A 24,641-nucleotide genomic window follows, 5' to 3' on the forward strand; every position below is an offset into this window, starting at 1 on the left:
TAAAATACTAATATCTGTAACATCTGTATTTTACAAAATATATCTAACAATTTGGGATATTAATTCAACAGTCTTTAAGAGATATCATCAACACAACGGTATACTTCAAAAAAGATCTTAGGGGTTGCATTATATTTTATACTAAATTCTGTCTCATGTAATATTTAGTTTAGCTTATTTATTAAAATTATTTTTAGGAAAAAATTGGAGATACTAAAAGTATGGCGACTAAACAAATTTCAAATTATAAAAAACTATAGTGTAAAAGACTTAATCACTAAATTCATAAACCCTTATAGTATATTTATTTAGGAACACTAAATCCACATTGGTGGAAAAATAATAGGTAAAATAACTATACAGAATAAACTAGCAACTACAGTTAGAATAATTATTAAGTAGCTAATCTTTGATATATTTATATTATCAACTGTTTGTACCTTTACCTTATTGGCAAATATTGATAAACAAAAACCAAATACAAAGACACAACCGAACAATCCTAAAGATGTCTTAAACATCGCATTTAGCATGCCATCTATCATGCCAGCTGTTAGCATCATTATAAATATACAATGGTAAGGGTTTGAGCATATTTCCACTCTATTTTTGAATAAATTCTTACCACTTGTGATAATAACTGTCGCTGCTGCCATAAATGCTGGAATACCCCACTGTGACCATATTTCAAGCAATAAATTATGAGGATAACCATGTTGTTGATATTTTGTAACCGCTATATAATTCCATTGACCGATACCTGTTAAAGGATGATCGATTCCAACCCAAAAAGCTTCATTCCATAAAGGGATCCTACCACTCGCACCAGTTCTTAAAAGATCTTCTGTTGAAACCACTCCAGAATGTACTGTAGACATAATAAAATTAGTATAAAAAAGATCAAGTAAATAACCACAAATCAATGCTGATATTATTAGAGCAAAGGCCAACTTAAAGTACTGACGCGCAAAAATAAAAAGTAATGGCAATATAATAATATACTCGGCAAATATTGTTCTAAATGCATGATTAATTAATATAAACCAAGAAAGAGTTAGAGCGATAAATGCCCCAATCTTATATATAGGCCTTAAATTAACAAACCATGGTAAAAGTAAAAGAGGTAAGAACCAACTAAAGTAATTATCTAAGAAGCGAGGATTTAAACAGTTATACATATACAGTAAAACTTTTTGTATATTTCCAGCTATAGCTGTTCCATAAACTGAGTAATTAGCTAAAGATAATTGTAAAAATAGTGCTCCTCCAAAAAATATCAATGATAATAATATAATTGTGAAAAATACCTGTATACTTTTAATATTGTTGCTAACGTAAGTCGCTATAAATAACACACAAAAGAACTGCAAAAATGTCACTGCAACACCTTTAAAGGCTATTGATGGTGAAATCGCAAAAGCCGATGAGATAATTCCAAATACAAAAAATATAACGATTGCATATTGAGCTATTTTTGAAAAGCTTTTAAATAACTCTACTATTTTTGATAATAACTGCTTATTGAGTAAAATTGCAATACTTGCTATACAAAGACTATAGTAAAATATATAATATCTATCTATAAATAGATAAAGATTTACTGATCGTATATCATTGAAATATTTACCTTTCTCTCTCGAAATTGGCATTATATTTAATGATGTATAATGCATAAATGGCATTAAAAAAACAAAAAATATTGATGCCGTTAAAAAATAAAAAATACAATCACTATATGTTATTTTTTTAAAAAGTTGCTTCATAAAATATTATTTTTAACTAAAAGTATTTATTAATGTAATAGTTTAGCAAAAATATAAATTTTATTCTTGGAAAAGAAGACTTTATTTTACTGAAACAGAGCCTTCAGCTAAGGTAGAATTATCTGACTTATTAACAACTGTTGCTGTCCACTTTCCTTGGCAAGTTTTATCATCACTAAGGACACTTTGACTATCAACTGTATAGTCTTGAGTATCTTTAAATTTAGTAATAGGGAAAGAAGTACTATAACATTTAGTATCTTTAGGAGCAGACCATGTTAAATAGATCGTACCCTGAGGTGCTCCATTCCAATTTGTAATAATTTTAGCATCAATTTCATGAGTTTGAGCTTTATATTTTAGATTTAATGTAGCCGTTGGTTTATCTACAGCTAAGTTTTCTCCATCTTGATCAGGATTATCTAAATGATCATCAGGATTAACTTTTACAGAATCATCACTACCATACAGTCCACTAATAAATGAGCTATAGGACTTACTAAACGAGTGATAAGTATCACTACAACCTGCTAAACCTAAAGCTATTATACAAAGTGCTATTTTCTTCATTAACTTTCACCTATTTATTTTATCTTTATTATTAATTACTAATCTCTTTTTTTAGCTGTTGGATCTGACTTTCAGTTTTCTCAATACTACTTTCTTTTTGTTTAGCTTGCTCTTCTAATTTTTGAGATTTTTCTTTATACATCTCTGCTTTAGTTAGATATCGTTTTAGTCTCTTATGTAAATGAATAGAATCCTGTGCCGCTTTTATAAGTTTGTCTTGGACAACTTTTTCATCATCTTCCGCTTGGGAGTTATTTTTCTTACTTAATTCTGAATATGTTTCTCTAAGCTTTTTAAGTTCCTCATCCTGCTTTGCTACTCGAAGTTTATATTGCTCAACTAACCTCTCATATTTTTCTGCTTTTTGTTCAGCTTCTTGAGCTTCTTGTTTTATAGCATACATTTGGCTTTTGAGCTGCTGATCATTCTTTTGAAGTTTTGCCAATTCCTGCTTCTTATCAACACAACTACTAATTAAAAAACCAGCAAAACAAGTCACTAGTAACAAGCAAATAGAAATTCTTTTTTTCATAAATTTTAAATACAATCTAATATAAACTATATTCTAACATTTGATTAAAGCAAGTAAAGAAGATTGGTATTATAAAAGTAAATATAAACTATTTACTTATCGTTTTTAACTGATTAATTTGCTGAGATATTTTTGCAGACTCATTTGCTTGAGTCTGTGAAGTAACTTTCAAATCATCAATTTTAGTTTGATATTCGTTAGCTTGGGATCTATATTTATTTATCTTTTCATCTAACTGTACTTTTTCTAATGTTTTTTGCACAAGCTCTTTATTTACTGCAATAGCACTACTATTATTTGGATCTTTGAATTGAGAATATGCTGCTTTCAAATCATTAATATCAGTTACCATTGCATTTGATTGTTTCTGCAAAGTATCCGCTTCTTGTCTATAACTTACTATCTTCGCTTTATAAGCTTCTATATTAGCTAGGTTTTGTGAAGCATCTTGATTTAACTGAGTTTGTGTTTGCTGTAGTTGTTGCAGTTGTTTTTGTGCATCTGAAGCACATGATGTTAATACAACAGCTACTACAAAAACCAAAGAGGTTGATATAATTTTTTTCATAAATCTCTGAATACCAAATAAATTAATACTTTAAATACATAATACCAAAGTCTTGATTAAAAATATATAAATAACATTTTTGAGTTTAAAAGAAATAATGATAGATTTTTTTTAAGAAAATTAAACAGTTATTGAATCAGTAGCAATTACATTTTTATCAAATACAACATTTGCTGTCCATGTACCATGGCAATATGTCTTACCTTGCTTGATTTCAACAGAAGCCCAAGTCTTATCTTTCTTATCACTATATTTAGTAATTGGGAAACTAGTATCATAACACTTAGTACCCTTAGGAGCTTCCCATTGTAATTTGACACTTCCTTGAGGGTTATTATTATATGTAGTGTATATTTTAGCAACAATTTGATCTTGGCTATTTTTCTTAAGTTTAATTGAAGCAGTTGGTGCAGTTGTACCAGATACAGTAGTTGTTTCTTGTGTTTTAGCTTGATCAGCTGTTTGCTGACTTTGAGAGTCTTTTGCATCTTTACTATCAAAACCTAGAGTTGAGCAACTAGCCAAACCAATAACAGCTAAAGAAATCGCACTTAATTTTAGTATATTTTTCATAAACAACACTCCTTTAAAGTAGTTTTATATTTTTTAATACCCAGTTAATATTATAACAATAATCAAAAAAAACACACAAATTATTTGCTAAATAATTATACAACTGACATTTCTATTTTCATTAACTAAAAGGTTATATGTTTTGCATGCTACATCACTAGCCATAAAGTCAATGCTTTTACCTCTTTTAGCTAGCTCGCCTATTATCTCAACAGGTGGTATAACCTGTGTCTTACCAGTTCCAATTATTACAATTTCTGGATTACTCTTGAGGATAAGTTGCAAATGACTTTTCTGAATATCTTTAACCTCTGCTATCTTCTCCTCATAATCAAGAACCTCGGTCGAGGATAAAATAAGAGGATAATCATACTCACCAATATTCAGTCTGAACTTACCATTGATATATTCTTTAAAAAAAACAGGGGCAGTTATTTTTTCTTCTTGTAAAGTCATCATAGTAAAAAAACCTTAATTATAATAATATAGTTAGCATATATAGAATTATAACTTATCAATATTATATCTAAACAATATTTTAAGGTGATTATGAACTCAATAACTCAAAGTACTGACTTACCTAATCTTTCACAATTTAAAGTAGATGAAGTAAAACCTGCAATAGATTCTTTATTAGAGATCGCTGATAGAAATTTAAAACAAGCTTTAAAAACTAAGGATCCAAGTTGGAGTACATTATTAAATTTAGAAGAGAATGATGAAAAAATTACCCAGGCATTTTCTTCTATCTCGCATATGAATGCTGTTTGTAATTCTAAAGAGCTCCGTGAAAGTTATGAATATGCCATAGCTAAGCTTACAGAATTTTATACAAAAGTAGGTCAGAATAAAGAGTTATACAACCTATATAAACAAGTTCAAAAACAAGATCTTAATAACGAGCAAGCTCAAGCAGTACGTAAAGCTATAGTTAGTTTTGAACAATCAGGTGTAAATCTCGATGAGGCTAAGAGAAAGCGCCTGCAAGAAATCTCTCAAGAGTTAGCACAACTAAATTCAAAGTTTGAAAATAATGTTTTAGATGCAACAATGGACTGGATATATTCTACAAGTGATGAAAAAGAACTTAAAGGTTTATCAAGCAGTACTATTGAGGCTGCAAAAGCTAAAGCAAAACAAAAAGAGCTAGGTAATGAATATGCTCTTGGTATTGATATCCCGACATATCTTGTAGTTTTACAACAAGCAGAGAATAGATCTCTAAGAGAAAAATTCTATAAAGCATACTGTACAAGAGCATCTAAAGAGGCAGATAACAAAAGTTTTGATAATGATGGAATAATCGAGCAAATACTTAATTTACGTATTGAGAAATCAGAAATTTTAGGCTTTAAAAACTATGCTGAAAATTCTCTTTTCACAAAAATGGCTGAAACTCCGGAGCAAGTCTTAGAACTTCTAAACAATCTTTTAGAAAAATCCACTCCACAAGCAAAAAAAGATCTTAATGAATTACGCAGATTTGCTGAAGATGCTGGCTTAGTTGATGGATTACAACCCTGGGATACAGCATACTATTCTGAGAAACTTAAAAAAGCTAAGTTTGATTTTACAGAAGAGGAACTAAGAGAATATTTTCCTCTAGAAAAAGTTCAACAAGGATTATTTACTATACTTAATAAGATATACGGCTTAGAAATACGCGAAAATACAGAATATGCTAAATATATAGATGAGCAGCAAACTTTCGATTTTTATAAAAACAATGAGTATGTTGGCAGCATAATTTGTGATCTTTTTGCAAGAGATAATAAACGTGGTGGTGCTTGGATGGATGGATCGCGCACAGCATTTATTAAATCAAACTCTCAAAAACAGAAGCCAGTAGCTTATGTTAACTGTAATTTTCTTCCTCCTTCAAAAGATGGCGCAAATTTAACTCATAACGATGTTGTAACACTTTTTCATGAGTTTGGTCATGCTTTACACCATATATTATCTCAAGTTACTATACCATCAATTTCTGGTACAAATGGTGTTGAATGGGATGCTGTTGAATTACCAAGCCAATTTATGGAGAATTTCTGCTGGAGCGAAGAAGGCTTAGAGTTAATATCAGGTTCTCGTGACGGTAAAATATTAACTAAAAAGCAAATTGATAAACTTGTTGGTACAAGAGAATTTCATGCCGCTTTAATGATGGTTAGGCAACTTGAGTTTGCTATTTTTGATATGAATATGCACTACAAAAAATTAACTACTGTTGAAGATGTTCAAAATGAGTTGGATAATATAAGAGAAAAAATAAATCTAATAAAAACTCCTAGCTATAATAAATTCCAAAATGGTTTTTCACATATTTTTGCTGGGGGGTATGCAGCAGGATATTATAGCTATAAATGGGCAGAGATACTATCTTCAGATGTCTTCTCTCGTTTTGAGCAAGAAGGAATTCTTAGTGAGAAGGTTGGCCAAGACTTACTTGAAAATATTATTTCAAAAGGTTCTTCACGTGATGCTATGGATAATTTTATCGCATTTATGGGTCGCAAGCCGAATGAAGAGGCACTACTTAGACATAGCGGAATTAGATAAATTATATTTTTTGTAATCCCGAACTCGTTTTAGGATTTCAATTATCACTTTCATAATAAAACAAATATGCAAACAACAAAAATTGGCAACAAAGCAGAGTTACAGGCTTGTAAGTTTTTAAATTCTCAAGGTTTGAAAATTATAGACCAAAACTTCAAGGCTCTGCCGTATGGTGAAATTGATATTATTGCTTTAGATAAAAATATTTTGATTTTTGTTGAGGTTAAATACCGCAGTAAAACTAAATTTGCCAAAGCTGAAGAGATGCTTACCTATAGCAAACAACAAAAACTTATAAATGCAGCAAATATTTTCTTACAGCAAAATCCTACTTATGAAAATTATGAATGTCGTTTTGATTTGATTGCCATAAATGAGAATGATATTAACTGGATAAAAAATGCTTTTGGAGTAATATGAAAGAACTTATAAACCACTACAAAGATCTGTAAAACTACCTGTTACAAAAGAAGCTTTATCACTTAGTAACCATATGATTGCTTCAGCAACCTCTTCAGGTTTACCTCCTCGATTCATCGGTAGAGTTTTAGCAATCCTATCAACTCTATCAGGCTCACCACCATCAGCATGTATATCAGTATAGATAAAACCAGGTCTGACACAATTTACACGAATACCCTCTGCAGCAACTTCTTTAGCAAGTCCAGTTGTTAGAGTATCAATAGCTCCCTTAGAAGCCGCATAATCGACATACTCAAATGGCGAACCACTTCTTGAAGCACCAGATGAAACATTTACTATAGAACCTCCCTTACCACCGTTAGCTTTAGACATCCTAACTATTGCTTCTTTACAACAATAAAAATGGCTCATAATATTTGTATTAACAACTGTTTTAATACGCTCACCACTCATCTGCATTAATGGCATTTTAGTTCTTAAAATACCGACATTATTTACTAAATGAGTAATAGTTCCCATTTCACTATCAATTGCTTTAAATAGCTCCGAAACTTCTTTTTCATCAGAAACATCCGCCTTTATAGCAATGCACTTAGCACCTATTTCTAAAATTTTGTCTCTAACTTTAAAAGCTGAAGCCTCATCATTTAAGTAATTAACACATACAGAATACCCTTCTTTTGCTGCCTGAATTGCTGTAGCAGCACCAATACCTCTACTTGATCCAGTAACTAGTAAAACTTTATTATCCATACTCATACTAAATTTTTCCATAATTACTAAAGAATATACTTTCAATTAGGTTTTTAAAATATATTAGAGAAATAAACTTAAGATAGACTATTGTATCTATGTAATTATGAGAGATAACTTTTGATTAAAGCACCTCAGAAAGAGCAATCAATTTTTTAGCCTGCAAAAGCTGATACTCATCTGTTTCATCATTAAGATTAAGGTTTAAATGTCCAACCTTACGCCCCTTTCTAGGCTCTTTATTATAATTATGGATTTTAACTCTATCTAAAGCAGATAAATCTTTTGTAGATGGCATACCACCTATACAATTTAACATCACCGTTTTTTTGCTTGTAGTATCACCTAGAATTAATCCAGCTATAGCTCTTACGTGATTTTCAAATTGTGAGGTAACTGCACCATCTATACTCCAATGACCACTATTATGCACTCTAGGAGCTATTTCATTAACAATTAACTCATCACCCTTAACAAAAAACTCTATGGCAAGTGTACCAACATAGCCAAATTCTTTAACTAATGTTTTTGCAATTTGCTGAGCTTTTGCTTGTAAAACATCATTTTCAAAAGGTGCTTCTGACTCAACTATTATTCCTTGCTTATGGATATTTTTAGCTAACGGATAAAACGCAACATTTCCCTTAATATCCGCTGTACATATTTGAGACACTTCATAATCAAAATCGACAAAAGCCTCATAAATAAAACCATCTGGTGCATCTTTTAAAGCATTCCAAGCTTTGGCAATATCATCTTGTGACTTAATCACAAATTGACCTTTACCATCATAACCAAATCTACGTGTTTTAACTATTGCTGGTAATCCATGTTCTTTAACAGCACTTTCAAGCTTATCTAAACTATCAATATTAACAAATTTTGCCGTCTCAATACCATAATCACGCATAAAAGACTTCTCAAGTAAACGATCTTGTGAAATTGCTATAGCTTTAGCAGATGGATAAACATTTACCTCATGATTAACAGCTTTTATAAGCTCATGGGATATATTTTCATTTTCAAAAGTTATCACATCAAATTGTTTAGCCCAATTTACAACATCATTAACTCTGTCTAAATCAATATCCGTAACACTTTTCACAACTTCTTCGGCACAATCACCTAGCTTGCCTAAACAATGAAACTCTAGTCCAAGGGGTGTGCCGGCAATACTTAGCATTCTAGCAAGCTGACCTGCTCCAATAATACCAATTTTCATACTTACTGCTCTCTGGGATTTGGATTTTCTAAAACAGCTTTAGTTTGATCTACTCTAAATTTCTCAAGTGCTTGTCCTATCTTAGGATTTGTATGTTGTAAAATACTCGCTGCAAAAAGTGCTGCATTTTTACTACCTGCCACACCTATTGCAAAAGTTGCAACTGGAATTCCTGCTGGCATTTGCACTATAGATAATAAGCTATCTTTGCCACTTAATGTACTAGATTTAACTGGAACTCCTAATACTGGTAGATCAGTTTTTGCAGCAACCATACCTGGAAGATGTGCAGCCCCCCCTGCTCCAGCGATTATAACTTTAAGACCTCTTTGTTTAGCAGTTTCAGCATAGCTAAACATTTTATCTGGAGTTCTATGTGCAGATACAACCTCACACTCATAGCTTATACCTAAACTATCTAAGATATCACAGCATTCTTTCATTGTGCTCCAATCAGATTTAGAGCCCATTATTACACCAACATCTATACTCATTGATTATATCTCCACATTATAGCCACCTGCTTTATAGTGACATACTATTTTATTTTTTCCAGTTTTTAATAACTTCAACCCAAGCTTTATTTTCTAGAACCTGCACCTTAGTTTTTAGACTTTCAGCAGTTTCACCATTACTAATATCACACTTAAGCTGTAAAACAATATCTCCACCATCAACATCTTCAGTCACTTGATGTATGGTGCAACCTGAATATCTATCATTAGCATTAATCACAGACTGATGAACATCAAGATCCATTAGTCCAGCATGTTTAGGTAAAAGTGAAGGATGAATATTTAGAATTTTATCTTTAAAGCTATTTATAAAAGTCGGACTTAAAATACGCATGAAACCAATTAACAGAATCAAATCGGGATTATGCTTCTGAATTTCATTAACGAGTATCTTATCGTACTCTTCTCGATCTAATCCTTTAGCACTTATAAATTTATTTGGGATATTATAGTTTTCAGCTCTTTCTAATATATATGCAGATTTCCTATTTGAAATAACAAGGTCGATACTTGCATCTATTTCTTTTGCAGATATAGCATCAATTATAGCTTGCATATTAGTGCCTCGAGTTGAACCTAATATTACAAGTTTTAACTTAGCCACAGTTTATAACTCCTGATACTTATTACCACGTAATAAATTCATATGTCTTATACGCTTATTAATAAGCCCCTTTGTACCAATATCTGGGCGATGGTACAACTTACCATAAATATTTTTTACAGCATTTTCAGCCTTTTGTTCTGCTTCTGAAATAGTATCTCCTAAACCAAGTACTGCAATTGCTCTTGATCCTGTACCAATTAATTTACCATCCCTATAATCAACAGCTCCAAGAAATAGCTCAACATTATCAGGGCATTGTGAAATATCAATTTCAAAATTTTTAACAGATTGGTTAGGATATCCCAAAGGTACTAGATACTTACATACACTAGCTTGATTTTTAAAACTTGGTTTTATTTTATCAAGTGTCCCTTCTGTTATGACTTTAATAATTTCAACAAAATCAGTCTCAAGTAAAGTAAGCAAATTCATCGCTTCAGGATCACCGAAACGTGCATTATATTCAATAACTTTAGTATCATTTTTAGTAGCCATAAAACCACCATAAAGAATACCTTGATATGGCTCACCAAATTTTTCAAATAATGCTTGTACAACTTTTTCATTGATATCCTTAGCTTTTTGGATATCTTCTTCAGATAAAAATGGCAAACTATGATTAGCATCAGAATACGTCCCCATACCACCAGTATTTGGTCCTTTATCCTCCTCATAAGCTCGCTTATGATCTTGTACTGCTGGCATATGGATAAAGTTTTTACCATCTGTAAATGATATTAAAGAAAACTCCTGACCAACCAATTTCTCCTCAATAACAAACTCTTTACCTGCATCTACCAATGATTGGCAATGTTTAACAGCCTCAGACATACTATGAAGATGATCTCCCCATACAAGTACACCCTTACCGCCACAAAGACCATCTGTCTTGATTACAAATTGTTTTTCGTATTTTTTTAAAGTTTCTTTAACCCCTTCCATTGAATTAAATTTTTTAAAGAATGGATTTGCTCCAATTTTATAATCATGAATTAAATCTCTAGTAAAACCTTTAGACGTTTCTAATTGAGCTAACTTCTTAGTTGGCCCTACAACACCAATTCCCTGCTCCTTCAACGTATCTGCTAATCCTGCTTCTAGTGGAGCTTCTGGACCAATTATAGCTATATTTATATTTTGAGACTTTGCATATTTTAGAACAGCATCACAATCACAGATATCAGCAATATTATAATCTTTCGCTATCTTATCAATACCTGGATTTACAGCTCCACTAATACAAAAAAGATTATTATCAACAGAGCTTCTCTTAATAGCTTCTGCAATAGCATGTTCTCTACTACCTGAGCCAACTAAAAGAATATTCATTTGCTTCTCCGTATTTAAATAATTTGTAACATTTTCAGCTATGCGCTTCTCTATATTTTCTAAGTCTCTTGGCAGCTCAAATTTCTGGCCTGTTATCATTTCAAAAAGTGTTATATATTTCTTAGATAACTCAATGACTAGCTCTTCTGGTGCTTCAGGTAAGACTTTATCATTATATGGGTCACAATTTTTGGCAAACCAAAGTCTAAAAAATTCTTTGTCAATATTTTCTGGCTCAGCACCATTTTCAAATCTCTCAACATAACTATCCTTAAGCCAAAATCTTGAGCTATCAGGAGTATGAATCTCATCTATAAGGATAATCTCGCCAGTTTGCTCATCAACACCAAACTCATACTTAGTATCAGCCAGTATTAATCCATGCTCTAACGCTTTTTGTTGCCCAAATTCAAAAAGCTCTAATGCCTTTTGTGAAGCAAAATTCCATTGTTCTTGAGTCAACCAACCTTCTTTGACAATGTCTTGTGCTGAAATTGGACGATCATGATCCTGCTCTTTGGTAGTTGGAGTTAAGATGTTTTGTGGAAGTTTTTGGTTTTTAACTAAACCTTCTGGCAAAATATTACCACAATAATCACGACTACCATTTTTATAATGAGTCCATAAAGACGTTGATGTTGAGCCTGTTATATAGCCTCTAACTACAAATTCTATTGGTAATACTTTTGCTTTTCTTGCAATCACAACATTTGGATCTGGGGATGCTATAAAGTGGTTTTTAACAATATGTGCCGTTTCTTTAAACCACCAAACAGATGATTGAGCAAGTATTTGTCCTTTAAAAGGGATAAATCCTAAAGATCTATCAAACGCAGACTGCCTATCTGTGGATATTAATATACTTTTATCATCAGTAAAGTACATATCTCTGACTTTACCAGTATATTTGTTCTTGATATCAAGATTCGTTGACTTTAAAACATTTTTTATATTATTTGCGATGATTTTCTTATCAATCATTAAATAACTTCCACCTTACCTGAGTTTGTAATTTTACCTATTTGATATAACTTTGTATTAGTATGTTTTTCAGCTAACTTTTGCATTTTTTTATACTGATCTTGGCTAGCAACAATAGTCATACCAATACCCATATTAAATGATCTATACATTTCAAATTCGCTAATCTGACCTATCTTTTGCATTACTTTAAAAATAGCGGGAGTAATAAAACTATCTTTAGATATTTCCGCACCCAAACCTTTTGGTAAAACACGTGGAATATTCTCAATAAATCCTCCACCTGTAATATGTGCCATACCCTTAATATCTACTCCATTATCTAAAAAATCATGAATAATATTTGTATAGTTAATATGTGGCTCAAGTAAAACATCACCTATTGTTTTACCCTCTAGCTCTGGATATGTATCTGTATGCTTATTACCAGCCACATCAAAAAACAATTTACGAGCAAAAGAATAACCATTTGTATGTAGTCCTGATGAGCTTAATCCAAATACAATATCTCCCTCTTTGATATTCTCACCATTGATAACATTATTCTTATCAACAACACCTGTAATCACGCCTACCATATCAATCTCACCGGCTTGATATACTCCAGGCATTTCTGCTGTTTCTCCACCTACTAGAGATACTCCACATTCTGCACAGGCTTTTGACATCCCTTTGACAAGCTCTTCCATGATTTCTGGATCTAACTTATCGTGAGCAACATAATCTAAAAAAGTAATTGGTTTAGCTCCCATTACAACAATATCATTAGTAGCAGCAGAAAAAAGATCATAGCCAAGGTTCTCAAATTTGCCACACATAACAGCGACCTTTGTCTTAGTTCCAACACCATCAATAGACTGAACTAAAACAGGATCATCATAGCTATTTATCACGTCTTTTAATGAGTACAACGAACCAAAGCTTCCTAAACCTGTCAAGACATTTTTAGTAAAAGTCTTTTTCACATGATCTTTCATTTTTTCTACAGCTTGGTTTCCAGCTTCGATATTTACACCAGCATCTTTATACTTTAAGCTTGCCATTCTATTTTCCTTTTTAATCATATGTTTTATAGCGACTACACATCTCTGCTAACCTAAGATAAAAGTTAACAAGTAAACTATCACTATTTAATAAATATCAGTTCTCATTTTGCTCTTTACAACATTGAAATGTATTATATAAAAGCTCTGTAATTGTCATAGGTCCAACACCTCCTGGTACTGGAGTAATAGCAGAAACCTTGTCTTTTACCGCATCAAAATCGACATCGCCACATATCTTGCCATCAACATGGTTTATTCCAACATCAATTACAACAGCTCCTGGTTTAACCATATCTTCAGTAAGAAAATTATGCTTACCTACCGCAACAATCAATATATCAGCTTTAGTTGTATGCGATTTAAGGTCTGTAGTAAATCTATGACAAGTTGTTACCGTAGCTTTAGCATTTAATAAAAGCTGTGATACAGGTTTACCAACAATATTACTAGCCCCTACAACTACAGCATAAGCACCTTCTGTTTTTATGCCATATTCTCTTAACATCGTCATTATACCTTTAGGAGTACATGACTCTAGACATTTTTTATCTCTTAGTTGAAGTCTACCAACATTCGTAGGATGAAAACCATCGACATCTTTCTCTGGTTTAATATTATATATAACTTTTTGCTTATCGATATGCGCTGGTAAAGGAAGCTGCACAAGAATCCCATTAACACTATCATCATTGTTTAACTTATGAATCAAATTTAATAACTCTTCTTCTGAGGTTGCTCCTGGGAGTGTAATTACATCAGAATCAATACCGACTTTTTTACATCCTTTCTCCTTAGATGCAACATATGTTTTACTTGCCGGATCATCTCCGACGATAATAGCCACAAGTTTTGGAGTTATGCCAGTACTATCTCGATATTCTTTGACTTGTTGTGATAATCTCTCTTTTAGACTCAGAGAAAGAGCTTTTCCATCGATTAAAATCATAGTTGTTTTTATTAGGAGATAAAATTAAGATTTATGTCCTATATAATAGCAAATTTGAATAAGCTTTTGAGATTTTTTTGAAACTATTTTTCAAGCTAAAGATAGAATAAATTTAGATTTAATTTTACAACATTTTTCTATTCTTCATCCAATAATATATATATGTTGTAGTATACAGTCCTATAGCTACTCCAAATATAACATCGCTCGGGTAATGCGAGCCAATAATAATTCTACTACCCGCAAATATCACTATTAGAACATACCACATATATTTTAGTCTTGGGAACATATACAAAAATGCTAAAAACATTGCTGCTACAGTTATTGAATGTCCTGATGGCATACTTGCAAAATCATATCCTGGGGCATGAAAATGCTCAAAATAATGAGAGCCATACTGTAAAAAATATTTAGGACGTGCTCTACCTATGATCATTTTTAATATTTGTCCAACAATACCACTAATAGCAACTGTCGCGATCATAAATCCCGCATAAACTGAAAACTTATTGAAAAGGATTTTTATTTTCTCTGACATTTTCTCAGGATTACAAACCAATCTTAACAAAACGATAGCTACACAAATTATCAAAATATACTCAGCCTTACCAACATTTGTAATATCTCTGAAGATAGTATCTATAATATGTGGCATAGAATGCTTAATATAATCTTCAACTGGAGTATCAATATTATAAAATGTAAAAATCACAACTAACATTATAGGAATGAAAGTATATTTTAACTGTAAATATTTAGGAATTTTCTCATCCAAAACTTTAGGCTTCTTGAAAAATTCTTTTAATTGATCAAAATTATTTTTAACGATTGATTTCATTTTTTTAAGTTATAAACTATTTTCATAAGGTATAGTATAGCAAAGATTCTATAACCACATCAAAAGATTCCTTATAGGTTTATTTTCACAATACATTTTTTAGTTCTATTTAAAGTAACTTTAATAATTTTCTTTTAAAAAAAATCTTGAATGTTATTTTTTTATCTTTATAATTTAACTTACCTGATGATAAGGGTAATTTATTAACCGAGTTGTCAGCGATATGAAAATAAACTATAAGGAAAATATCATGAAAAATTTAAAAACAAAAACTCAAAAGGGTTTCTCACTTGTTGAGTTAATGGTTGTAATCGCTATTATTGCTATCTTAGCAGCAGTAGCTATACCTATGTATTCTAATTATACAACCCGTGCGAATCTTGGTGCAGAACTATCTAAGCTTGGTAGTGTAAAAACAGAAATTGCTGAAGGAATCGCAAACAACAATGGTAGCGCTTCAGGTGTTACTGTTGATGCCGCAAATAGACCATCTGGAGTAACAGTGGCGGATGGAGTTATTACTGATAGTAACGTTTCTAGTATTGTTTCTGGTGCTAGCTTAACTTTAACTCCAACAGTTGCTTCTGGTGCAATTACTTGGGCTTGTAATATATCTGGAGTAAGCTCTTCTCAAGCACCAAATAACTGTACAGTATCTTAGTATTATTCTTTAAACATCAGTTCTAACTATTTCTTTTAATTTTTTTAAGTTCCTTTTCCTATTCTAAGATATCATTAATGATGTTTATTAACTATCAAATAAACCTTATTAATAATCGTTTTCTTGGAATTAATCTCCTTTACATTTACAATTGTATATACTAAAAGAATTATTTAATATTTTTCTTTTAGATATATTTAAATATTATACAAGGAAGCTATGCCATGAAAACTAAACAAAAAAATATAAAAGGATTCTCACTAGTTGAGTTAATGGTTGTAATTGCTATTATCGCCATACTAGCTGCTATTGCTATACCAATCTACTCCAATCATAGAGAAAGAGTGGAAATGATTGAAGCAATTGGCGTTATAGCTGGTATAGAAGCAAACATATCAAATGATCTTAATAACAATAAAAATATTTCTAATCAAAGCTATGATACTCCTCTAGGCATCTCAGTTATCAATGGCACTATTTCAGGAGCCACTATTGAGATTAATATGAATACTCGTAACTCAACCATCTTTCCAAACGCTAACGATACTCTAAGACTTGTTGGAGTAGTTAGTGGTAGCACTATTGCCTGGTCTTGTTCTCATAATGAGAATGCTTCTGATATTACCACACATAATGTCCCTAATAAATGTAGAAACACTTTTACTGCTTAGACTTCAAAATACTCTACAATCTGTCATACTACGGATTCTGAACTAAGCATCCATTTTCTAGCACTAATTTTTGAATTTTCTACAGTCATACTTCAACAAAAGTTACAGATGCACTTCTTTTGGATGATATCTAGGATCCACAGTCGAAAATAGCAACCTTTTGTTTAGATAAATCATAAAACATAACAAGGTATTTTTTTACAATCACAATCTCAAGAGTTCTTTCGCATGCTTTAGAGTATTCTCTGAAATATCCACCCCACCCACTATTTTAGCTATTTCTGTGATACGCTGATCATAAGTTAACTCTATAATCTTTGATTCTGTTGTATCTTTAAGGTACTTCTTACTTACATGTAAATGTATCTGCCCTTGAGCTGCTACTTGAGGTTGATGTGTGATACATAGAACTTGTAGTTTCTCAGAAAGTTTTTTCAAAAGCTTACCAACTATTTCAGCAGTCGCCCCAGATATACCAACATCAACCTCATCAAAGACTAAAGTTGGATATGATCTTTTTTCAGCAGAAACAGCTTGGATTGACAGCCCTATTCTACTTAGCTCTCCCCCTGATGCTACTTTTTTGACAGGTGCAAGTTGCTCGCCTAGATTAAAATTAATCATAAACTGACAATCATCAAATCCTTTTGATGTATTTGATTCAGTTTTTATAACTTGAGCAACAAAGCTACCTTTAGGAATATTTAAAGAACGAATATTTTTCTCTACTTGCTTCGAAAACTCTTGTGCCGCTTTATTTCGTACTTCACTAAGCTTATTAGCATAATTATTATATTCTTTTTCTAAGCTTTGTTTTTGTTCGTTTAATTGTTCTAATTGCTTATCATTAGAGACAAAACTCTCTAACTCAGTTTGTAACTCCTGAATATATTGATATAAATAATTAGGTTCTACTTTATGTTTACGTGCAAAATCATATATCTGGCTCATTCTTTGTTCTACTTTTGCTAACTCTTCTGGATCTTGCTCTAGAGTATCTAACTTATTTTGCGCCTCTTCATAAGCTTCTTGAGCATATACTTTTGCCTGAGATATTAGCTCTTGTAAGTTACTAAAATCAGCCCCTTCTAATTTTGATGCTTCTTTTTCAAGCTCAGTTAACATTGCTGTAATATTTGTTTCCTCATCATACATTAGACTAGATATAAGGTTTAAGCTATAACTAATATCATCAACATTCGATAGGCTTTTATGTCTTTGTGATAGCTCTTCAAACTCATTTTCCCCTAACTCTAAAGTTACAAGCTCCTCTAACTTATACTCAGCCAATTCTCTTTGGTTATTTTGAGCATCTATATACTCTTGTAGATCCTTTATTTGGCTATCTACTTTTTGTAACTGATAAAAAGATTCTGCTACTTTACTTAATAATTCATCATTATTAGCAAAACTATCTAATAAGCTTAGTTGGAACTTTGAATCTAACAAATCCTGATGCGAGTTTTGGCTATAAATATTGATTAATTTATCAGATACTTTTTTCACATCTGCTGCTTTAACCACACTACCATTTATGAATAAGCGACTTTGTTTTGACTTATTGATAACTCGTCGAAAAGTACATTCATTATTTTCATAATCAATAAAAAGCTCATCAAGAAGTCTCTTTGCTTTTTGGTTATCTTTTATGCAAAAAGTAGCCGATACTTCAGTAATTTGATCATCATGCAAGAATATCTTTTCAAGCCTTGCCCCAAGGACAAAACTTAAAGCATCAAGTAAGATTGATTTACCTGCCCCTGTTTCACCAGTTAAGACCGTCATACCATTTTTAAAATCAATTTCCGTAGATTTTATAATCGCAAAGTTTTTTATTGATAAATGTAACAACATAAGTGATCTTTTATTTTTTTATTGAACATACTTAATATATATCCTAGTCTAGCTTTATACAAGTTTTGTCAACAAATATAATTTATTAGCCTTTCTTTAGTAGATAAAAATATATTATAATTCACAATGTGAAACCCAAAATATAGGATCAACGAAAATGCAATTATCAAAAAGAGTACAGGCAATGCAAGCCTCTCCAGTACGTAAGTTAGTACCATATGCAATTCAAGCTGAAAAAGAAGGTAGAAAAGTTTACCACTTAAATATTGGCCAGCCAGATATTAAAACTCCTCGTGAGTTCATGGATGCTATTAGAGCTTATGATAAAGAAACTATTGCTTATTCAGTAGCAAATGGTGAGCCTAGCCTAATTAAAGCTATATCAAAATATTATAAAAGATTTGGTATGGATTTTGCAGAAAATGAAATCCTAATCACTAATGGTGGATCTGAGGCGCTTATATTTGCAGCAATTGCAACTTGTAATGCTGGCGAAGAAATACTTGTACCTGAACCTTTCTATACAAACTACAATGGCTTTACTACAGCTGTTGATGTTGTTATTAAACCTATTACTACAAAAGCTGAAGAAGGTTTCCATTTACCATCAAAAGAAGAAATCCTAGCATGCGTAACTGATAAAACTCGCGCAATTATGATCTCTAATCCAGGCAACCCAACTGGTGTTGTTTATACTAAAGAAGAACTTGAAACTTTAGCTGAAGTTGCTAAAGAGAAAGATCTATTTATTATAAGTGATGAAGTTTACCGTGAATTTACTTATGACGGGCTTACTTGTACTTCTTTTGGTAATATCAAAGGTGTTGAAGACAGAGTTATAATAGTTGATTCAGTATCTAAGCGTTATAGTGCTTGTGGAGCTAGAATAGGTTCTCTTTGTTCAAAAAATACCGACTTTATTAAGCAGGTAACTAAACTTTGTCAAACTAGATTATGTTCACCAACTCTTGAGCAAATTGGTTCAGCAGCTCTTTATGAAGTATCTGAAGATTATCTAAAAGAAGTAAATGAAGAATATCAAAAAAGAAGAGATATCACTTATGCTGCTCTTTCTAAAATGGAGAATGTCATTTGTGAAAAACCAACAGGTGCTTTTTATGTAATTGCTAAACTTCCAATTGATGACGCTGAGAAATTTGCTCTTTGGTTATTAACTGACTTTGAAGATAACAAAGAAACAGTAATGGTATCTCCAGCAGCAGATTTCTATGCTACAAAAGGACTTGGTAAAGATGAAGTCAGAATTGCATATATTTTAGAAGAAAAGTCTCTTAGAAGAGCTTTAGATCTACTTGAAAAGGCTATTAAAGCTTATAACCAAAGATAACTTAATTTTTCTGATTATTTCAATCTTATTTCTGATCAAGAATCTTCTTAACTTTCTGTTTAGCTTGTTTGACACTTACTTTATATTGATTATTTTGTTCTAGAGCATTCATAACAAAACCAGAAAGCACTCTTGAGGCTTCTATATCACTTTGCCAATGATCTCCACAAATCACTCTACTATCACCATACTCCATACCTCTATGAAGTAGTTGTTCTCTATATTTATTGGGTAATATTTCTGCTAAAACCCTTGCCACTGTTATACCTCTAATAGAGTGCCCAGATGGATATGATAACTCTCGCTTCTTAGATGATGAATCTTCACCAACACAGCTAGATTTCTCATAATAATATGGTCGTGCTCTGTGATATTTTTCTTTTGCTGCTGCAGTAGAATTAGCTGAATCCAAAACAACATTAGTTACTATATCTTTGACAACTTCTTTGATTTTCCTTTTATCTTCATCATTTATACCCACCATAGGATCTATAAATATTTTCAGAAAATATTCAGTACTTTTATTATTATCATCTATTGCTTCTTGTAACCTCTCTTTGGGTATAGGTTTACCATTAAAATAAACCTGATTCTCATCATCGAAAAGCTTTTGTGAGATAGCTTTATCTTGAGCAAATGCTGGATAATTCTTACCATCAGAATCTAACTGCATAATTGGAGGCGCTGGCAAAAGTTTATAACTATTTGGTAACTTATCCTTAGATAAAAAACCATAATTTGTTGAAGCAAAAACACATTCACAAGCAAAAACTGCTAAAGATATTGAAATTATAATCTTTTTCATTTATCTATTTTCATTAAAAAATAATCAAAAAGTAACAACTGTTCTAATATTATTGTGCATATTTTCAAAGCCTTTATTGATATCTTCTATTTTAATATTTGAAGTAATAAGATTATCAATATCTATACGGCCATCCATATACCAATCAACTATCATTGGTACATCTGTTCTACCACGCATTCCACCAAATGCCGAGCCTTTCCATGTACGCCCTGTCACAAGCTGAAATGGTCTAGTACTAATTTCTTGACCAACTCCAGCGACACCTATTATCACACTTTGGCCCCAGCCTTTATGAGCACACTCTAGAGCCTGACGCATAACTTTTGTATTACCAATACACTCAAAACTATAGTCTGCACCTCCTCCAGTTAGACGAATGAGATGCTGAACAAGATCTTCATCTATCTCATTTGGATTAACAAAGTCTGTCATACCATATTTTTCTGCCAACTCTTTTTTATCATTATTAATATCAACACCAACTATCTGGCCAGCTCCTACAAGCTTAGCTCCTTGGATTACATTTAATCCAATCCCACCAAGACCAAATACAACAACACTAGCTCCAGCTTCAACATTTGCAGTTTTAACAACAGCACCAACACCAGTAGTTACACCACAACCTATATAACAAACTTTATCTAAAGGAGCATCTTTACGGATCTTAGCCACTGCTATTTCTGGTAAAACTGTATAGTTTGAAAATGTTGAGCAGCCCATATAATGAAATATCTCTTGACCATTTTGTGTAGTAAATCTTGAACTGCCATCAGGCATTAAGCCTTTTCCTTGAGTTTCTCGAATTGCCTGACACAGATTTGTTTTTGGATTTAAACAATACTCACATTCTCTACATTCTGGCGTATAAAGAGCTATTACATGATCACCTGGCTTTACAGATGTGACATTTTTACCAACCTCAACTACAACGCCTGCTCCTTCATGTCCCAATATTGCTGGAAATAACCCTTCCGGATCTGCTCCTGATAAAGTAAAAGCATCTGTATGGCAGATACCAGTAGCCTTAATCTCAACTAAAACCTCATTATCTTTAGGTAAAGATACATTAACTATCTCAACTGATAATGGTTGACCTGCCTTATATGCAACAGCTGCCTTTGATTTTATCGCCATAGAGATACTCCTATCATTAAAATTTAAATACAATAACTATTGTAAATGAAGGAGTCTAGAATAAATATTTTTTTTGGTATTTTTTTAGAAATTAGTCACGCTTGTAGATATCTTCTAAACGTACGATATCATCTTCACCAAGGTAATCACCTACTTGAACTTCAATAATTTGAATATCACTATCTGTAAAGTTCTCTAGTCTATGTACAGACTCTTTAGGGATAAATATATGCTCACCAACACTATATTCTTTAACACTATCATCAACTGTTATAGTTGGCTTACCTGTTACAACAACCCAATGCTCAGCTCTTTTAAAATGTTTCTGTAAAGAAAGTTGTCCTTTAGGCTTTACTGTGATGATTTTAGTTTGACTTTTTTCTGTAAAATTAATTGTTTGATAAGTTCCCCAAGGACGTTCATAAACTTTACCAACTTGATTCATTTCAGACATTTTGATCCCTTTATTTAATACAATTTTTAACTACAGAATATTATTTAGCAAAACTAAAATAAATTCAAGTTGAATAAAGCTGTAATTTTTTATTGACAAAGTAAATTTCAGGTCTATAATTCGCTCACCTCATACATGAAGTACATGAGAATACAGAGGAACCATATCAAAGTATTTTTGTATGAGCTTAGTACTAAGAATTGCTGATAATAACTGATTTTAAGCAATGCCAAAAGTACTACAACTAAAACAACCAATAAATAAAAAAATAAAAATCTGTATTTTCAGGTACTTTGTGTATAACAATTTTGGAGGTGATGATATGGCGTTAGCTAAAACTCTAAAACCTCGCCATATTGAGCTAATAGCTCTTGGCGGTATTATTGGGTCTTGTTTCTTCTTAGGAACTGGATATGTTCTCTCAGAAGTTGGTCCTGCAGCTATTTTAGCTTATATATTAGCAGGAGCCATCGTATATATAGTTACTTTATGTTTGGCTGAATTAACCGCTAACTCCCCAAATTCTGGATCTTTCATTTACTATACAGCCAAATATGTCTCACCATCTATAGCATGTGGCATGGGATGGTCTTATTGGCTTAATTGGGTAGTTTATATACCATCTGAATGTATTGCTGGTGGAATAATTATGCATACATTCCTACCATCAATTCCTACTTTTATGTGGGCTACTTTATTTGGGTTATTTATAACTATTATAAATCTTACTAAAGTAAAGATATTTGGTGAAATTGAATTTTGGCTGGCACTTATAAAAATCATAGCCCTTGCTCTATTTAGTATAGTAGCAATATTAATATTTTTTAACATTATTCATAATGACACAAATACAATTATAGGCAGCACTTATATCATTGGGAAAGAAGGTTTCTTTCCTAAGGGAAAACTTATATTAATAACAACAATGGTAATCCTATTAGTAAACTTCCAAGGTTCCGAAATTATAGGCTTAGCTGCAGGTGAATCTAATAATGCTGGTAAACAAATGCCAAGAATAGCAAAGCATGTAGCTGTAAGAATAGTTGGCTTATATGTAATACCTGTTTTTCTATTAGCAACAATTTTCCCTTGGCAAAAAATGAATCTTAATGATTCTGTTTTTGCTGTTGCATTACAGCACTATCATCTAGATAAGCTTGCTGGGATGTTTGCCTTTGTAGTTTTAATAGCAGCTTTTTCTTGTGCTAATAGTGGTTTTTATGCTGCTGTTCGTTCACTATATGGCTTATCTAAATCAAGAATGGCTCCAAGCATATTTAGAAAATTAAATTCAGCTTCGGTACCTCATTACTCTGTTTATGTAAGTATTGCAGCAATATGGATATTCCTAATATTATCTTTTAAATTATCAGCATCTGCTGCCTTTACTAACTTGCTAGCAATGTCAGGATTTACTGCTACAATTTGCTGGATCTGTATATGCTGGTCACAGTATAATTTTAGAAAACAGCTCATAAAGAAAAAAGAAGATAACAAAATGTTATTTAAGGCACCATTATTCCCATATATTTCTTTATTTGGTATATGGATACAAGTGCTATGCTTAATTCTAACACTATTTAACCATGAATTAAGAGGTGCATTTTATTTTGGGGTGCCTGCAGTAATTGTACCTTGCTGCGTGTACTTCTATTTATCAAAAAAAAAATCTACTAAATTAGTAAATAGTCCTACTTCCTTAAAAAAGGTATTTTAAGCATACTATCAAGTCTTTGAGTTATTTTAGGATCTTTATATTTATCTAATCCTATATCCATTAATATATGACCTTTTTGTGGTTGCTTTTTATATGTCCCAAAAAGCTTATCCCAAATAACTAAATTAAATCCAAAATTTGAATTAGTTTCAGATGGTATAACTGAATGATGAACTCTATGAACATCAGGAGTGACAATAAAAAATCTTAAAAAATCATCTAACCTTTTTAAAAGTTTGATATTACCATGATTAAACAAAGCAAGTCCATTTAATGTGACCTCAAAAATAATTACTGCTAATATAGGTGCTCCAATAAAACATATTACAGCAAATTTTATTAGCATCGATAAAACTATCTCAGCAGGATGAAACCGTAAACCTGTAGTGACATCATAATCCAAATCAATATGGTGAACCTTATGAAATCTCCATAATAAAGGTAAGTAGTGAAATAATACGTGCTGTATATATATAGCAAAATCCAAAACCAAAAGAGCTATCAAAATCTTAGACCAGAAAGGTATATCTAATATATTAAGTAAGCCTAAGCCATAATCATTGCAAAGTAACGCAACACCAACTGCTGTGGTTGGAAAAATAAATCTAACCACTAAAGTATTTAATACTACTAATACAAGATTATTACTCCATCGTTTTTTCTTTGAAATCTTTGATTTTCTCATTGGTGCGACAAGCTCCCATAAAGCTACTATCAAAAAAATCCCAACAAAGAAAAATAAACGAATTATTGCTTCATAGTTCATATA

Annotated in this window: 25 protein-coding genes; 6 read left to right on the plus strand and 19 right to left on the minus strand. The window is 31.8% G+C overall.

The window, feature by feature from the left end:
• Window positions 1–317: 317 nt before the first annotated feature.
• The 6 genes from R8535_RS01875 to R8535_RS01900 all read right to left on the minus strand — a co-directional run bounded on the left by R8535_RS01875 (window position 318) and on the right by R8535_RS01900 (window position 4,465).
• Window positions 318–1,763, minus strand: coding sequence for an O-antigen ligase family protein (locus tag R8535_RS01875; protein ID WP_329496176.1), 1,446 nt, complete (start codon window positions 1,761–1,763; stop codon window positions 318–320).
• An 81-nt stretch (window positions 1,764–1,844) separates the two neighbouring features.
• On the minus strand, window positions 1,845–2,333 hold the full coding sequence (locus R8535_RS01880) for a TUL4 family lipoprotein (protein ID WP_329496174.1): 489 nt from the start codon (window positions 2,331–2,333) through the stop codon (window positions 1,845–1,847).
• A gap of 31 nt (window positions 2,334–2,364) precedes the next feature.
• Entirely contained in the window at window positions 2,365–2,865 is a 501-nt protein-coding gene (locus tag R8535_RS01885; RefSeq protein WP_329496172.1) for a hypothetical protein, read from the minus strand.
• Window positions 2,866–2,953: 88 nt separating this feature from the next.
• Window positions 2,954–3,433: a hypothetical protein gene (locus R8535_RS01890; RefSeq protein ID WP_329496170.1), complete on the minus strand. Its 480-nt coding sequence runs from the start codon at window positions 3,431–3,433 to the stop codon at window positions 2,954–2,956.
• 120 nt (window positions 3,434–3,553) lie between these two features.
• The gene (locus R8535_RS01895; protein ID WP_329496168.1) at window positions 3,554–4,006 is read right to left on the minus strand and encodes a TUL4 family lipoprotein; all 453 of its coding nucleotides are present in this window, start codon (window positions 4,004–4,006) and stop codon (window positions 3,554–3,556) included.
• Window positions 4,007–4,093: 87 nt separating this feature from the next.
• On the minus strand, window positions 4,094–4,465 hold the full coding sequence (locus tag R8535_RS01900) for an Mth938-like domain-containing protein (RefSeq protein ID WP_329496166.1): 372 nt from the start codon (window positions 4,463–4,465) through the stop codon (window positions 4,094–4,096).
• A gap of 90 nt (window positions 4,466–4,555) precedes the next feature.
• Between R8535_RS01900 and R8535_RS01905 the strand changes: the two genes are divergently transcribed.
• Both R8535_RS01905 and R8535_RS01910 read left to right on the plus strand, forming a co-directional pair.
• Entirely contained in the window at window positions 4,556–6,562 is a 2,007-nt protein-coding gene (locus tag R8535_RS01905) for a M3 family metallopeptidase (RefSeq protein WP_329496164.1), read from the plus strand.
• A gap of 66 nt (window positions 6,563–6,628) precedes the next feature.
• A complete protein-coding gene (locus R8535_RS01910) occupies window positions 6,629–6,982 on the plus strand; it encodes a YraN family protein (protein WP_329496162.1) in 354 nt (117 codons plus the stop codon).
• A gap of 6 nt (window positions 6,983–6,988) precedes the next feature.
• Here the strand turns inward: R8535_RS01910 and R8535_RS01915 are convergent, their stop codons facing one another.
• The 8 genes from R8535_RS01915 to lpxE form a co-directional block, all read right to left on the minus strand.
• A complete protein-coding gene (locus R8535_RS01915; RefSeq protein WP_442902155.1) occupies window positions 6,989–7,759 on the minus strand; it encodes an SDR family oxidoreductase in 771 nt (256 codons plus the stop codon).
• A 103-nt stretch (window positions 7,760–7,862) separates the two neighbouring features.
• Window positions 7,863–8,960 (minus strand): 5-(carboxyamino)imidazole ribonucleotide synthase, encoded by a 1,098-nt coding sequence (locus R8535_RS01920; protein WP_329496160.1) that lies wholly within the window; start codon window positions 8,958–8,960, stop codon window positions 7,863–7,865.
• 2 nt (window positions 8,961–8,962) lie between these two features.
• The gene (gene purE / locus R8535_RS01925; RefSeq protein ID WP_329496158.1) at window positions 8,963–9,454 is read right to left on the minus strand and encodes a 5-(carboxyamino)imidazole ribonucleotide mutase; all 492 of its coding nucleotides are present in this window, start codon (window positions 9,452–9,454) and stop codon (window positions 8,963–8,965) included.
• A 49-nt stretch (window positions 9,455–9,503) separates the two neighbouring features.
• Window positions 9,504–10,079 (minus strand): phosphoribosylglycinamide formyltransferase, encoded by a 576-nt coding sequence (gene purN, locus R8535_RS01930; protein WP_329496156.1) that lies wholly within the window; start codon window positions 10,077–10,079, stop codon window positions 9,504–9,506.
• Between the two features lie 3 nt (window positions 10,080–10,082).
• On the minus strand, window positions 10,083–12,392 hold the full coding sequence (locus R8535_RS01935) for a phosphoribosylaminoimidazolesuccinocarboxamide synthase (protein ID WP_329496154.1): 2,310 nt from the start codon (window positions 12,390–12,392) through the stop codon (window positions 10,083–10,085).
• Window positions 12,392–13,435, minus strand: coding sequence for a phosphoribosylformylglycinamidine cyclo-ligase (gene purM / locus R8535_RS01940; RefSeq protein ID WP_329496152.1), 1,044 nt, complete (start codon window positions 13,433–13,435; stop codon window positions 12,392–12,394). Before purM ends, R8535_RS01935 begins: the two co-directional genes overlap by 1 nt.
• 97 nt (window positions 13,436–13,532) lie before the next feature.
• Window positions 13,533–14,384, minus strand: a complete 852-nt coding sequence (gene folD / locus R8535_RS01945; protein ID WP_329496150.1) for a bifunctional methylenetetrahydrofolate dehydrogenase/methenyltetrahydrofolate cyclohydrolase FolD — start codon at window positions 14,382–14,384, stop codon at window positions 13,533–13,535.
• Between the two features lie 124 nt (window positions 14,385–14,508).
• Window positions 14,509–15,225 carry a lipid A 1-phosphatase LpxE gene (lpxE, locus tag R8535_RS01950; protein ID WP_329496148.1) on the minus strand — a complete coding sequence of 239 codons (717 nt, stop codon included), beginning with the start codon at window positions 15,223–15,225 and terminating at the stop codon, window positions 14,509–14,511.
• 250 nt (window positions 15,226–15,475) lie between these two features.
• Here lpxE and R8535_RS01955 point away from each other — a divergent pair, with 250 nt between their 5' ends.
• On the plus strand, window positions 15,476–15,886 hold the full coding sequence (locus R8535_RS01955) for a pilin (RefSeq protein WP_329496146.1): 411 nt from the start codon (window positions 15,476–15,478) through the stop codon (window positions 15,884–15,886).
• Between the two features lie 224 nt (window positions 15,887–16,110).
• Window positions 16,111–16,557, plus strand: a complete 447-nt coding sequence (locus tag R8535_RS01960; RefSeq protein ID WP_329496144.1) for a prepilin-type N-terminal cleavage/methylation domain-containing protein — start codon at window positions 16,111–16,113, stop codon at window positions 16,555–16,557.
• 204 nt (window positions 16,558–16,761) lie between these two features.
• On the opposite strand, the gene recN is transcribed toward R8535_RS01960, so the two are convergent.
• The gene (recN, locus tag R8535_RS01965) at window positions 16,762–18,411 is read right to left on the minus strand and encodes a DNA repair protein RecN (RefSeq protein ID WP_329496142.1); all 1,650 of its coding nucleotides are present in this window, start codon (window positions 18,409–18,411) and stop codon (window positions 16,762–16,764) included.
• Between the two features lie 157 nt (window positions 18,412–18,568).
• On the opposite strand from recN, the gene R8535_RS01970 reads away from it, so the two are divergent.
• A complete protein-coding gene (locus tag R8535_RS01970) occupies window positions 18,569–19,759 on the plus strand; it encodes a pyridoxal phosphate-dependent aminotransferase (RefSeq protein ID WP_329496140.1) in 1,191 nt (396 codons plus the stop codon).
• Window positions 19,760–19,784: 25 nt separating this feature from the next.
• Here the strand turns inward: R8535_RS01970 and R8535_RS01975 are convergent, their stop codons facing one another.
• The 3 genes from R8535_RS01975 to R8535_RS01985 form a co-directional block, all read right to left on the minus strand.
• Window positions 19,785–20,564, minus strand: a complete 780-nt coding sequence (locus R8535_RS01975; RefSeq protein WP_329496138.1) for a phosphatase PAP2 family protein — start codon at window positions 20,562–20,564, stop codon at window positions 19,785–19,787.
• Window positions 20,565–20,588: 24 nt separating this feature from the next.
• Window positions 20,589–21,701, minus strand: a complete 1,113-nt coding sequence (locus tag R8535_RS01980; protein WP_329496136.1) for an S-(hydroxymethyl)glutathione dehydrogenase/class III alcohol dehydrogenase — start codon at window positions 21,699–21,701, stop codon at window positions 20,589–20,591.
• A 91-nt stretch (window positions 21,702–21,792) separates the two neighbouring features.
• Window positions 21,793–22,155, minus strand: coding sequence for a phosphomannose isomerase type II C-terminal cupin domain (locus R8535_RS01985; RefSeq protein ID WP_329496134.1), 363 nt, complete (start codon window positions 22,153–22,155; stop codon window positions 21,793–21,795).
• Window positions 22,156–22,477: 322 nt separating this feature from the next.
• Between R8535_RS01985 and R8535_RS01990 the strand changes: the two genes are divergently transcribed.
• A complete protein-coding gene (locus R8535_RS01990) occupies window positions 22,478–23,872 on the plus strand; it encodes an amino acid permease (RefSeq protein WP_329496132.1) in 1,395 nt (464 codons plus the stop codon).
• Here R8535_RS01990 and R8535_RS01995 read toward each other — a convergent pair.
• Complete coding sequence (locus R8535_RS01995) at window positions 23,847–24,638, minus strand: sterol desaturase family protein (RefSeq protein ID WP_329496131.1); 792 nt, start codon at window positions 24,636–24,638, stop codon at window positions 23,847–23,849. The genes R8535_RS01990 and R8535_RS01995 overlap by 26 nt on opposite strands.
• Between the last annotated feature and the right edge of the window lie 3 nt (window positions 24,639–24,641).

Origin of the sequence: Francisella sp. 19S2-4 (assembly GCF_036281795.1) — a bacterium.
Lineage (GTDB): Bacteria > Pseudomonadota > Gammaproteobacteria > Francisellales > Francisellaceae > Francisella.